This is a genomic window from Curtobacterium sp. 18060 (assembly GCF_902706105.1).
Classification (GTDB): domain Bacteria; phylum Actinomycetota; class Actinomycetes; order Actinomycetales; family Microbacteriaceae; genus Curtobacterium.
On sequence record NZ_CACSJV010000074.1, the window covers coordinates 1 to 12527 of the forward strand.

General features: G+C 72.3%; 12 protein-coding genes. 10 read left to right on the forward strand and 2 right to left on the reverse strand.

Features of this window, described 5'->3' with window-relative positions; all coding sequences use genetic code 11:
• The first annotated feature begins 32 nt into the window (after positions 1–32).
• The 8 genes from GVL05_RS18855 to GVL05_RS18890 all read left to right on the forward strand — a co-directional run bounded on the left by GVL05_RS18855 (position 33) and on the right by GVL05_RS18890 (position 8880).
• Entirely contained in the window at positions 33–1190 is a 1158-nt protein-coding gene (locus GVL05_RS18855; RefSeq protein WP_159574140.1) for an extracellular solute-binding protein, read from the forward strand.
• A complete protein-coding gene (locus GVL05_RS18860; protein WP_159574141.1) occupies positions 1187–2227 on the forward strand; it encodes an ABC transporter permease in 1041 nt (346 codons plus the stop codon). Before GVL05_RS18855 ends, GVL05_RS18860 begins: the two co-directional genes overlap by 4 nt.
• Complete coding sequence (locus GVL05_RS18865) at positions 2224–3036, forward strand: ABC transporter permease (RefSeq protein ID WP_123340755.1); 813 nt, start codon at positions 2224–2226, stop codon at positions 3034–3036. The genes GVL05_RS18860 and GVL05_RS18865 overlap by 4 nt, the downstream gene beginning before the upstream one ends.
• Before the next feature lie 79 nt (positions 3037–3115).
• Positions 3116–4192, forward strand: coding sequence for an ABC transporter ATP-binding protein (locus GVL05_RS18870; protein WP_235036063.1), 1077 nt, complete (start codon positions 3116–3118; stop codon positions 4190–4192).
• Positions 4189–5787 carry an inositol monophosphatase family protein gene (locus GVL05_RS18875; protein WP_159574142.1) on the forward strand — a complete coding sequence of 533 codons (1599 nt, stop codon included), beginning with the start codon at positions 4189–4191 and terminating at the stop codon, positions 5785–5787. The genes GVL05_RS18870 and GVL05_RS18875 overlap by 4 nt, the downstream gene beginning before the upstream one ends.
• Positions 5788–6154: 367 nt before the next feature.
• The gene (locus tag GVL05_RS18880; protein WP_235036064.1) at positions 6155–6976 is read left to right on the forward strand and encodes a hypothetical protein; all 822 of its coding nucleotides are present in this window, start codon (positions 6155–6157) and stop codon (positions 6974–6976) included.
• Positions 6977–7033: 57 nt separating this feature from the next.
• Positions 7034–8035, forward strand: a complete 1002-nt coding sequence (locus tag GVL05_RS18885; RefSeq protein ID WP_159574143.1) for an ATP-binding cassette domain-containing protein — start codon at positions 7034–7036, stop codon at positions 8033–8035.
• Entirely contained in the window at positions 8032–8880 is an 849-nt protein-coding gene (locus tag GVL05_RS18890; RefSeq protein WP_159574144.1) for an ABC transporter permease, read from the forward strand. The genes GVL05_RS18885 and GVL05_RS18890 overlap by 4 nt, the downstream gene beginning before the upstream one ends.
• Positions 8881–8904: 24 nt before the next feature.
• Here GVL05_RS18890 and GVL05_RS18895 read toward each other — a convergent pair whose 3' ends face one another.
• Together GVL05_RS18895 and GVL05_RS18900 are read right to left on the reverse strand one after the other, a co-directional pair.
• On the reverse strand, positions 8905–9567 hold the full coding sequence (locus GVL05_RS18895) for a LuxR C-terminal-related transcriptional regulator (RefSeq protein ID WP_159574145.1): 663 nt from the start codon (positions 9565–9567) through the stop codon (positions 8905–8907).
• Positions 9564–10814 carry an ATP-binding protein gene (locus tag GVL05_RS18900; protein ID WP_159574146.1) on the reverse strand — a complete coding sequence of 417 codons (1251 nt, stop codon included), beginning with the start codon at positions 10812–10814 and terminating at the stop codon, positions 9564–9566. The genes GVL05_RS18895 and GVL05_RS18900 overlap by 4 nt, the downstream gene beginning before the upstream one ends.
• A gap of 114 nt (positions 10815–10928) precedes the next feature.
• Between GVL05_RS18900 and GVL05_RS18905 the strand changes: the two genes are divergently transcribed.
• Together GVL05_RS18905 and GVL05_RS18910 are read left to right on the forward strand one after the other, a co-directional pair.
• A complete protein-coding gene (locus GVL05_RS18905) occupies positions 10929–12326 on the forward strand; it encodes a PspC domain-containing protein (RefSeq protein ID WP_159574147.1) in 1398 nt (465 codons plus the stop codon).
• Between the two features lie 11 nt (positions 12327–12337).
• Positions 12338–12527 (forward strand): hypothetical protein (locus GVL05_RS18910; protein ID WP_159574148.1); only part of this gene is annotated, 190 nt, incomplete at its 3' end.

Sequence of the window (12527 nt, forward strand, 5' to 3'; positions counted from 1 at the left end):
ACCCCACCCCACGGAACAGGGAGATCATCGACGTGAAGACCCGAGTCCTCGCCGGCCTCGCCATCGCGGCGGCCGCGACCGTCGCACTGTCCGGCTGCGTCCAGAGCGCCAACGCCTCGAACGCCGCGGACACGAGCGGCGGCACCACGAACCTCACCGTGTTCATCAGCGGCGACACGAACGTCCAGGACCTCTGGGACAAGTCGCTCATCCCCGCCTTCGAGAAGGCGAACCCGAAGATCCACGTCAGCACGAGCATCGACCTGCACGGCGAGCACGACGCGCAGACCCAGGCGAACCTGGCCACCGCGGTCAAGGCCGGCAAGTCCGTCGCGTACGACCTGGTCGACGCCGGCTTCGTCAGCACCGCGGGCAAGGCCGGACTGCTCAGCACGGTCAGCGACAGCACGATCCCGAACCTGAAGGACGTCCCCGAGGCCACGAAGCAGCAGGGCGGCGACAGCGCGATCCCGTACCGCGCCTCGAGCGTCCTGCTCGCCTACGACTCGAGCAAGGTGACGGACCCGCCGGAGACCCTCGACGACCTCCTCGCCTGGATCAAGTCCAACCCCGGTCAGTTCGCGTACAACTCCCCGTCGTCCGGCGGCTCGGGCGGCTCGTTCGTCGCCACGGTGCTCGCGAAGTACCTGACCGCGGATGAGCAGGCGACGATGCAGACGACGTACGACAAGTCGCTCGAGTCGAAGTGGGACAAGGGCTTCGCAGCGCTCAAGGACCTCGGCCCCTCGACGTACCAGAAGGGGGTCTACCCGAACGGCAACGACCAGGTCGTGCAGCTGCTCGGCAGCGGCCAGATCGCGATGGCGCCGGTGTGGAGCGACCAGTTCATCACCTCGCAGAAGACCGGCGTGATCCCGAAGACCGTCAAGGCGATCCAGATCACCGACCCGTCGTTCACCGGCAGCGCCAGCTTCCTCGGCATCCCGAAGACCGAGCCGAAGGCCAAGAAGGCCGCCGCCGAACAGCTCGCCGACTTCGTGCTGAGCTCCAAGGGGCAGCAGCTCGTCGCGAGCGCCGTCTCCGGCTACCCGGTCATCCCGCTCGACAGCCTGCCGGCGTCGGTCGCGGAGCAGTTCGCCGACGCGAACCCCTCGCAGCTCCGCCTCGGGTTCCAGAGCGACTTCGCCGCCGACATGAACGCGGCGTGGGACGCGAAGGTCCCGCAGTGACCCAGACCGTCCAGGACGGCCCGGCGACCGACCGGGAGGCCCGTGGCGACTCCGCCACGGGCCTCCCGCCCGTCCCGTCGCCCGTCCACGGCACGGCGGACACCGCAGGTCGGCTGTCCGTCCAGGAGCGGCTCGACCGCCGTCGGCGGTGGCAGGGCCTCGCCCTCGTCGCGGCGCCCGTCCTCGTCGTGGTCCTGTTCGTCGGCGTACCGGTGGTAAACGCCGCGCTGTTCAGCCTCGGGTTCACCGGCGGCCTGAACCAGGCACTCGCGGACATCGGCGGCGACACCGTGCGCGGCTTCTCGTTCGCCGTGTACGGCACCCTGCTCGGCAACGCCACGTTCCTGCGCGACCTCGTCGCGACGCTCGGGGTCACCGCGCTGTCGACCGGTCTGACCGTGGCGCTCGCCGTGGCGGTGGCGGTGATCCTCCGGCTCCGCGGTGGTTTCCTCGGCAAGAGCCTCAGCGTCCTGGCAGTCGTCCCGCTCTTCGTGCCGGTGGTCATCGCGAGCTGGTCGGTCCTGACGTTCACCGATGCGCAGGGCTTCCTCCGCAGCCTCGGTGCCCAGTTCGGCCTCGACGTCCCGGTGTGGGGCTACACCCTCGTCGCCGTGGTGTTCGGCAGCGTCTGGACGAGCCTGCCGTTCGCCGTGCTGATGATCGCCGGCGCGCTGCAGGGGACCCCGGACGCCCTGGTCGAGGCCGCGAAGGACGCCGGCGCGAGCACCTGGCGTGTGGTCTGGCAGGTGCTCCTGCCGATGGCGGCGACCCCGCTCGTCATCGCGACGACGTTCACCGTCATCGGGGTCCTCGGGTCGTTCACGGTGCCGTACTTCACCGGTCCGAACGCCCCGACGATGCTCGGTGTCGACATCTCGAAGTACTTCCAGGCCTACAACCGCCCGCAGCAGTCGACGGTGATGGCGTTCATCGTGTTCGCCTTCGCCGCGGCCGCGAGCGTGTTCTACCTGCGCTCGACGGTCCGGGCGAACGCCGGCGAGCTGCGGAAGCAGCAGCAGAAGCAGGAGCAGCCGTGATCAAGCGACTCACCGGGAACACCCTCGTCTGGGCGACCGCTGTCGTGCTGGCCGTCTTCGTGCTCGGTCCGCTCCTCTGGCTGGCGGCTCGTGCCTTCGCCACGACCTGGACGTACCCGAACCTGTTGCCCGACGGCTGGACGCTGCAGTGGTGGGGCACCGTGTTCGAGGACCGGAGCCTTGCGGTCGCCGTCCAGAACTCGCTCGTCCTCGCCCCGCTGACGGTCCTCATCGCCGCCGTGGTCTGCCTGCCGGCCGCGTGGGCGATCAGCCGCATCGAGTTCCCTGGGCGACGGCTCGTCCTGGTCGGGCTGTTCGCCACGAACGCGTTCCCGAAGATGGGCCTCTTCGTCACGATGTCGGCCATGTTCACCGCGCTGAACCTCATGAACACGGTCACCGGCATCCTCATCGTGCACGTCCTCGGGTGCGTGGTGTTCATGACGTGGCTGCCCGCCGCCGCGTTCTCGGCCGTGCCGCGGTCCCTCGAGGAGGCAGCACGCGACGCCGGAGCGAGCCGCTGGCGGACCTTCTGGCGGGTGACGTTCCCGATCGCGTGGCCGGGGATCCTCGTCGCGATGGTGATGTCCTTCCTCGCGTCGTTCGACGAGGCGCAGGGCACGTACCTGGTCGGCGCCCCGACGTACATGACGATGCCGACGGCGATGTACTCGCTCGTCCTGAACTCCCCACGGCAGGTCTCGGCGGTGTTCGCGATCGCGCTGAGCATCCCGTCCGTGGTCCTGCTGCTCCTCGCCCGGAAGCACATCATGGGCGGCCGCCTGGCGGACGGCTTCCAGATCCGATGAAGCGACGGACACCGATGAGCGACAGACACCGATGAAGCGACAGACCCCGATGACCACCACCAGCACGAAAGGCGACCAGATGACGGACGCAACGCTCGTCGCGGAACGCACCACGGGCCTCCCGGCCGACGGCAGCACGACGGACCGGACCCGATCCGGCGGACTCAGCATCCGCGGACTGCGCAAGACGCTCGGCGGACGCGACGTCGTCGCCGGCATCGACCTCGACGTGGCGAAGGGCGAGCTCGTCTCGCTCCTCGGGCCGTCCGGGTGCGGCAAGACGACGACGCTCCGGATGGTGGCGGGGTTCCTGCCCGCCGACGGCGGCGTCGTGACGATGGGGGACCGCGACGTCACGTCGATCGGTCCGGAGCGTCGGCCGAGCGCGATGGTGTTCCAGAACTACGCGCTGTGGCCGCACATGACGGTGACGCAGAACGTGGCGTTCCCGCTGCGGACCAGACGCGTGCCGAAGCAGCGGGTGGCGGAGCGGGTGCGGGAGGCGCTCGACCTCGTCGGTCTGAGCCACCACGCCGGGTCGAAACCGACCGCGATCTCGGGCGGTGAGCAGCAGCGGGTCGCCCTGGCGCGGGCGATCGTGCAGGAGCCCGACGTGCTGCTCCTCGACGAGCCGCTGTCGAACCTCGACGCGAAGCTCCGGGTGAGCGTCCGCGACGAGATCCGGCGCATCCAGCAGCGTCTCGGCATCACGACCGTGATCGTGACGCACGACCAGGACGAGGCGCTCAGCATCTCGGACCGGATCGCGGTCATGCACGACGGCCGCATCGAGCAGATCGCGACGCCCACCGAGCTGTACGCCCGCCCCGCGACCGGGTTCGTCGCGTCGTTCATCGGGTCGACGAGCCCCGTCACCGGCCGGTTCCTGGCCGGCACGTCGGTCAGCCCCACCGTGGCGGACACGGTCCTGATCCGACCCGAGCAGGTCGTGCTCACCGACGACTCGCCGATCCGTGCGACCGTCGCCCGCGTGCTGATGCGCGGGCACTTCGCCGAGGTCGTGCTGGCCGCCGACGGCGCCGAGCTCCGCGCGTTCGTCACCGGAGCACCCCCGACGGTCGGCACCGAGACCGGGGTCCGCCTCGGCGAGGTGCTCGTGTACCGCGACGGCGCCCTGCTCGAGGGCACCCGATGAGCGCCCCGGTGTCGGCGCCCGCCGACCAGGTGGTCGCCACCAGCCCGACCGGGAGGCCCGGCGTGCGTCCGCCACGGCTCGTCGCCCACCGCGGTGCGCCGCGCGTCCGGCGCGAGAACACCCTGCCCGCCATCGCGGTCGCCGAGGCGCTCGGCGCCGAGGTCATCGAGGTCGACGTCCGTCGCACGGCCGACGACGTCGCCGTCCTGCTGCACGACGAGACCCTCGGCCGGATGTGGGGTGACGCTCGCCGGGTGTCCGACGTCGCCTGGTGCGACGTCGCCCGACTCGGCAACGGCCTCGACCGGATCCCGCGTCTCGACGCCGCCCTCGAACGGCTCGACGGCTGCCACTCGGTGCTGCTGGTCGACCTGACGGACGCGGCCGACGGACTCGTCGCCGCCCGCACCGTCGTGGGTTCCACCGCGTCCACCACCGTGGCGTGGTGCGGAGCGCCGGCGGCGATGGCCGCGGTCCGCTCGGTGCTGCCCGACGCCGACGTCTGGCTCGCGTGGGAGTCGCTCGACCCGCCCGCTCCGGCCGACCTGGAGGCCTTGACCCCGTCCACCCTGAACCTCGACATCGCGTTCCTCACCCCGCGCACGATCGAGGTCGCGCACGCCCTGGGGCTGCGGGTCGCCGTCTGGACCGTCGACGAGGCCGAACCGGCGCTCTGGGCGGCACGGCTCGGCGTCGACTCGATCACGACGAACGACGTCGGCGCGATCGGCGCCGCACTGTCGTCGGCGGAGCGGGACGGCTGGCCGGAACGGGACCGCGAACCGACCGAGACCGAGGTCGCCTCGCGCGCCCAAGCCCTGGCACACCGCATCGCGCACGAGGTCATCGCCTTCACCCGCGAGCACCCCGTCAGCGAGGTACGGACCAAGGCGAACCCCGCAGACCTCGTCACCGACGTGGACCGACTGGTCGAACAGCACGTCCGGTCCCGCGTCCGGATGGCGTTCCCGACGCACGGCTTCACCGGCGAGGAGTACGGCGACGCCCCCGGCGACCGGCACCGCTGGTACCTGGACCCCGTCGACGGCACCACGAACCTGGCGAACGGCGTGCCCTGGACGTCGATGTCGCTCTGCCTGACCCGCGGTGGCCGGCCGCTCGTCGGCGTCGTGGCCGACCCGTGGCGGGGCGAGGTCCTCGAGGCGCGGCGCGGACGCGGTGCCACCCTGCGCGACCGTCCGCTCCAGCTGGACGACACCCCGCGGCCGCTCGCCGGTGCGGTCGTCGGCACCGAGCTCGACGGGCACCGGCCGTGGCCCGGGTTCGGCGCGTTCCTCGACGCCCTGGCCGACCGGTCGTGCACACTGCGGGTGCAGGGCTCCGGCACGTTGACCATCGCGCAGGTCGCGGCCGGCCGGGGGATCGGCGGGTGCGTGTCCGCGTTCAACCCGGTCGACCACGGGGCCGCCGTGCTGCTCGTGCACGAGGCCGGCGGGATCGTGCTGACCCGCTCCGGTCCGGTCGAGGGCTTCCCGCCCGTGGGGGAGCCGTTCCTGGTGGCGCACCCCGGGGCCGCCGACGAGCTGCACGCGGTGTGGACGGCCGCGCTCGCCGTGGGCGCGGCGGCGGGCTGAGCCGGCGCGTGCGCGCGGCAAGTGTGGCCGGCGCACGGTGCGGGGTCCGCGTTCTGGTGCGGGGTTGGCCGCTGGGTGCGGTGCTGTAGGCGTGCACGGTGCTGCCAACCCGGCACGGGTCGTGCAGGTGCGCACGGTGCGGGGTCCGCGTTCTGGTGCGGGGTCGGCCGCTGGGTGCGGTGCTGTAGGCGCGCACGGTGCTGCCAACCCGGCACGGGTCGTGCAGGTGCGCACGGTGCGCCCGCGGGCGCGGCGGCGCACGGCTGACTCTGAGCGGGCGCTCAGTCAGCGGCCGACCGCGCTCCATAGGGTGGCAGGCCACGGGCGGTCCGACCGGATCACCCGTGCACCCGAAGGAGCATCGACCATGGGATTCCTCGACCGCCTGCTCGGACGTCCGGACCGCGACCGCACCGGTGACGCGCAGCAGTACGACGCGCAGCAGAACCAGTGGGGGCAGCCGCAGCAACCGCAGCAGCAGGGCTACCGGTACGGCCAGCAGTCGTACCACCAGCCCGCGCCGACGGGGGTGCCGGCCGGGCAGCAGCAGGGCGGCCAGTACGGCGTGCCGCAGTGGGGCGGTGCACCCGCGCAGCAGCAGGGCGCGGCGTCCGACGACGAGCGCGCGGTGGAGCGGTACCGCTACCTGCTCCGCACGGCGCCGCCCGAGCGCATCGAAGAGGTCCATGCCGAGGCGTTCGCGAAACTGACCGACGAACAGCGCCGCATGGTCTACGACGAGTTCACCCGTACGGCGCCTCCCGGCGAGGCCCCGCGCGGCGACGACCCCCGCTCGCTCGCGCAGTCGGCGACGCGGTCCGAGATCCGCCAACCGGGCTTCATGGAGCGCTCGCTCGGTGGCGTCGGCGGTGGTGGCCGCTTCGGTGGGCAGCGCGGCGGACCGTCGTTCGGCAGCATGATCGGTGCCTCGATCCTCGGCACCGTGGCCGGCTACGTCATCGGTTCGGCGATCATGAGCGCCTTCCTGCCGGACCCCGGATCGTTCGATGGCGGTACTGACGCTGCGGGTGACGGTGGTTCGGAGGACACTGGAGCCGACTCCGGTGACGGCGGTGCGTCCGATGGTGGCGCGTCCGACGGCGGCGGGTTCGAGAGTGCGGGCTGGGGCGACAGCGGATCCGACTTCGGCGGTGGCTCCAGTGACTTCGGTGGTGACTTCGGCATCTGACTGACGGCCGTCGCCCCACCGGACCCCGGTACCCACCGTGTCCGACGAAGGAGCGACATGGCCATCATCGAAGCCTCCGGGCTGACCAAGACCTACCGGTCGAAGTCCGGGCCGGTGCACGCACTGGCCGGTCTCGACCTGTCCGTGCCGCAGGGCACCGTGAAGGCGCTGCTCGGGCCGAACGGCGCGGGCAAGACCACGACCGTGAAGGTGCTCACCACCCTCATCACCCCGGACTCCGGGACGGCCACGATCGACGGCATCGACGTGATCGCCGACCCCCAGGCCACCCGGCGGTCCATCGGGGTGTCCGGGCAGTACGCCGCGGTCGACGAGAACCTGACCGGCTTCGAGAACCTCGAGATGATCGGGCGGCTCTACCACCTGGGCCGGAAGACGTCGCGGGAGCGTGCCCGTGAGCTCATCGACGTGTTCGACCTGGCCGAGGCCGGGGACCGCCCGGTGAAGGGCTTCTCCGGTGGCATGCGGCGACGGATCGACCTCGCCGGGGCCCTCGTGATGAACCCGCGCGTGCTGTTCCTCGACGAGCCGACCACGGGCCTCGACCCCCGCAGCCGGCTGGCGCTCTGGGGCATCATCGAGGACCTGGTGGCCGAGGGCGCCACGGTCCTGCTCACCACGCAGTACCTCGAAGAAGCCGACCGGCTGGCCGACGACATCGCGGTCATCGACGACGGCCGGGTCATCGCCGAGGGCACCGCCGACCACCTCAAGGCGCAAGTCGGCGGCCACCGGGTGGTCGTGACCCTGGTGGACGAGACCGACGGTGACGCCGTGACGACCGTCCTGCGGCGCTACGGTGTCGGCGACGTCGAGGCCTCTGGTGACGGCCGCACCCACGCCATCGCGGTCGAGGCCGGCCCCACCGCGCTGCAACGGGTGCTCGCCGACCTCGGCGACGCCGGCATCGAGCTGCACGACGCGGGCATGCGCCGACCGACCCTCGACGACGTGTTCCTGCGGCTCACCGGCCACGCCGCGACGGAGGACGATGCCGACGAAGCCGCCGCCACCAAGCAGAAGGAGACGGCCCGATGACCGCCACCACCATCGCGCCGGGTCGGCAACTGCCCGTCGTCGTCACCTCGCCGGTCGCCATCTGGTTCGAGGACGGCTGGACCGTCACCAAGCGGAACCTCATCAAGATCAAGCGGTCGCCGGACATGCTCGTGTTCGCGGTGCTGCAGCCCATCATGTTCGTCCTGCTCTTCAGCCAGGTCTACGGCGGCGCGATCGCGGTCGAGGGCACCGACTACACGCAGTTCCTGATGGCGGGGATCTTCGCGCAGACCGTCGTCTTCGGAGCGACCTTCTCGGGCTCGGCGATGGCGCAGGACCTGAAGGAAGGCCTGATCGACCGGTTCCGCACGCTGCCGATGTCGGCGTCTGCGGTGCTCGTCGGCCGGACCAACTCCGACCTCGTGCTCAACTCGATCTCGATGGCGATCATGATGCTCACCGGGCTGGCCGTCGGGTGGCGGGTGAACTCGTCGCCGCCCGAGTTCCTGGCCGGCATCGCCTTGCTGCTGCTGTTCAGCTACGCGTTCAGCTGGGTGATGGCGCTGCTCGGGATGAGCGTCAAGACGCCGGAGGTCATCAACAACGCCTCGTTCATGATCCTGTTCCCGCTGACCTTCATCTCGAACGCCTTCGTGCCGAGCGACACGCTGCCCCTGGTGCTGCGGGTGTTCGCGGAGTGGAACCCGGTGTCGTCGCTCGTGCAGGCGGCGCGTGAGCTGTTCGGCAACGTCGGGTCGGCGCCGGTGCCGGACATCTGGACGATGCAGCACCCGATCGTGACGGTGCTGATCGGGATCGCCGTGATGCTCGTCGTGTTCGTGCCGTGGGCCGTGAACAAGTACACCCGCATCAGCGCGAAGTGAGACAGATCGGGTCGACGTGGGCGCTCAGAGCAGCTTGCGCTGCAGCGCCCACGCCGTCAGCTCGTGCCGGTTCGACAGCTGCAGCTTCCGCAGCACGCTCGACACGTGGGTCTCGACGGTCTTCACCGAGATGAAGAGCTCGGACGCGACCTCTTTGTAGGCGTACCCGCGCGCGATGAGGCGCATCACCTCCTGCTCGCGCGCCGACAACCGGTCGAGTTCCGCGTCGTGCTGCGCGGTCTCGCCGCTCACCGCACCGAAGGCGTCGAGCACGAAGCCGGCCAGGCGGGGCGAGAACACCGCGTCGCCCTCCGCCACCCGTCGGACGGCCTCGGCCACCTCGGCGCTCGACGAGCTCTTCGTGATGTACCCGCGGGCCCCGGCCCGGATCACCCGCACGACGTCGTCGGCCGCGTCGGACACGCTCAGCGCGAGGAACAGCGTGCCCGGGTGCTCGGCAGCGGACTGCGTGATCACCTCGGCGCCGCCACCGCCGGCTCCGCCGGGCAGGTGGACGTCGAGCAGGACGACACGGGGTGCGGTGGTCGCCACGAGCGTCACGGCTTCGTCGACGGTGGCGGCTTCACCCACGACCTGGAGGCCCGGTGGCAGTCCGGCGCGCACGCCGGCTCGGAAGATGGAGTGGTCGTCGACGATGGCGACGGTGAGCAGGTCGGGCTCGGTCATGCGTCCTCCTCGTGGTGGGGGTCGGTGGGCGCGAGCGGCAGCCGGAGCCGGACCTCGGTCCCGGTGCGACCGGGCCCCGGGGCGATGGTCGCCCGGCCGCCGAGCCGGTGCAGCCGCCCGGTGATCGACTCGCGCACGCCGTACCGTCCCTCGGGCACGGCGTCGGGGTCGAAGCCCGGCCCACGGTCGCGGATGCTGACCTCGACGACGTCCTGCGCGGTCTCGGCGTACACGCTGATCGTGCCGCCGGCGTGCCGGGCGGCGTTGAGCATCGCCTCGCGGGCAGCGGCGACGACACCGTCGGGCAGGTCGGTGCGCGACGGGCCGACCGCGATGACGTCGATGCGGACCGGGTACTCGGCCTCGATGTCGGCGGCGGCGTCGCGCAGCTCGGCGCCGAGGTCTCGGGCCGGCTCGGTCTGCTCGGCGAACAACCACGACCGCAGTTCGCGTTCCTGCGCCCGGGCGAGCCGTGCGGCATCGGAGCCGGGCTCGGCCTTCTGCTGGATGAGCGCGAGTGTCTGCAGCACCGAGTCGTGCAGGTGCGCGACGAGTTCGGCGCGCTCGAGGTCGCGGACCCGTGCCGCGCGCTCGTCGGCGAGGTCCCGGACGAGCCGCACGACCCAGGGCGCGACGACCACGGCGACGCCGAGCAGCACCGCGACCGCTGCGCTGAGCACCGTCCACACGTTCGGCCGGTCGCTCGTGGTGAAGAACAACAGGATGCCGAGCACGACGAGCACCAGTGCCCCGAGCGCCCGGACGACCAGGGTCGACGACGCCGCGGCCCGGACGGTGCGGAGGGCGTCGAACTGCCGCCAGGCCAGGGCAGCACCGGTGACGACCACGACGCCGGGCACGACGACCTCGAGCGGGACCTGGGCGCCGAGCCGTACGGCGACGATCGCGCCCCCGGCGGCGAGCAGTGCGAGTCCGAGCAGGATCTCCACGACGGGTGCCCGACGGCTCACGGTCGCGTCGCCGTCGCCGTCGCCGTCGCCGTCGCCGTCGCCGTCCAGACGTGGCGCCGTGAGCACGGCCTTGAGCGGTGACGTCGCGGCCACCGTCGCGCTCGGGGTGGTGGCCCACAGCCACGCGTAGAGCAGGACCCCGGCCCCGCCGCACACGGCCAGGACTGCCGTCGCCGCCCGGACGGCCCCCAGGGGCAGACCGGTGTGCGTCGCGAACCCGCTGCAGACACCGCCGAGGACCCTGGGGGTCGGGCGGGTCATCCGAGCGGTGGCCATGGGCCAATCCTGGCACTCGGGCGCCCGCACCAGCAGGGTTCGGGGCAGGGATCAGGGACCGGTCAGGGGAAACCCCGATGGTGTCCGCCACCGCGGGCCGGGATGCTGGAGACCATGACCGATCACCAGCACGACACGGCTCCCGGCCCGGCTGCCGGCACCGCCGACTCGACGGCCCGGTTCTTCGACTGGATCCGCGGACTCGACGTCGCCCGCACCGACGACCGCTGGCTCGCCGGCGTCTGCGGTGCCGTGGCCCGACGCACCGGACTCGACCCGCTCGTCGTCCGCGGCGTCGCGATCGTCGTCGCCCTGCTCGGCGGTCCGGTCTTCCTGGCGTACGCCGTCGGGTGGGCGCTGCTGCCGGACACCACAGGACGGATCCACGTCGAGCGGATGATCCGCGGCGTGCTCGACCCGGCGCTCATCGGGATCGGCGTCTTCGTGGTGCTGACCTTCGTGCCCGCGGTCCAGGGGATCTGGTGGCAGGGCGTGCCCTCGGCGTGGGGGATGCCCGGCTGGCTCGAGGCGACCCTGCGCACGGCGTGGAGCATCGCGCTCGTCGGCGGGATCGTCTGGCTGGCCGTGGTGGTCGCGCGTCGTCGCACCGACGGGCCGACGCCCGACGCTGACGCCGCCGCGGCAGCGGGGACACGGCGCGACTTCTGGACGAGCCCCGACGACCCGCGCCCGGCCGGTGGAGCCGCGTGGACGGCGGACGCGGGGGAGGCGTCGGACGCGGGCCGGGCCTCCTGGCAGTGGAACGCCCCCGGCACCCCGCAGGACCGACAGCGGCGACACGACGAGCGGATGCGCGCCGAACGGGAGCGGGCGGCCGCCTGGCGCGCGACCCGCGCCGAGCGACGGTCGAGCGCGGCGTACGTCGCCGTGTCGCTCGGGCTGGCGCTCGTCGCCGGGGCCGGCGTCGCGGTCTGGGCGCAGGCGGAGGCCTGGCCGGTGGCGGTGCTCGGCATCGCCGCGGCGGTCGCCGTGCTGGCGATCGCGACCATCGTCGCCGGGATCCGGGGACGCGACGACGGTGCCCTCGGCCTGTTCTCGACGATCGGGGTCGTCGCCCTGGTCGTCACCGGGGTGCTGCCCGCCGGCACGCAGGTCTCGCTGATCGGCGGGACCACCTGGCGGGTCGACAGCGTCGCCGCCGGGTCGGAACGGAACTACGCGATGCTCGTCGGCGGGCCGACCCTCGACCTGCGCGGCCTCGACGAGACCGACGCCGGCGGGGACGTGAACCTGTGGCTCGGCGCCGGCGGGGCCGAGGTGCTGCTGCCGACCGACGTGCCGGTCCGGGTCGAGGTGAGCGGCGTCGGGTACGGCGTCGACACCGACGGCGACTCCGGCGACGACGGCAGCGGCGGGCTGTTCGGCACGACCACCGTCGAGAACCGGGCGGCACGGTCCGCCGGTACCGATGCGGTCGGGACGACGACCGTGCACCTGTGGATCCTCGGGGGCGCCGCCGACGTGCCCCGTGCGCTGACCGTCAACGAGTGAAGGACGAGACGATGACGAACGACGACGAGACGACCCAGACGTTCCCACCTGCGGCGCCGGTACCGGCACCGGAACCTGCGCGGGCGCGCCGTGGTGCACGCTTCGGCACGATCTTCTGGGGTGTGGTGCTGCTCGTGTTCGCGATCGCGATGGCCGTGAGCGCGATCCCGGTGTTCTCGGTCGACCCGACCACCCTGTTGC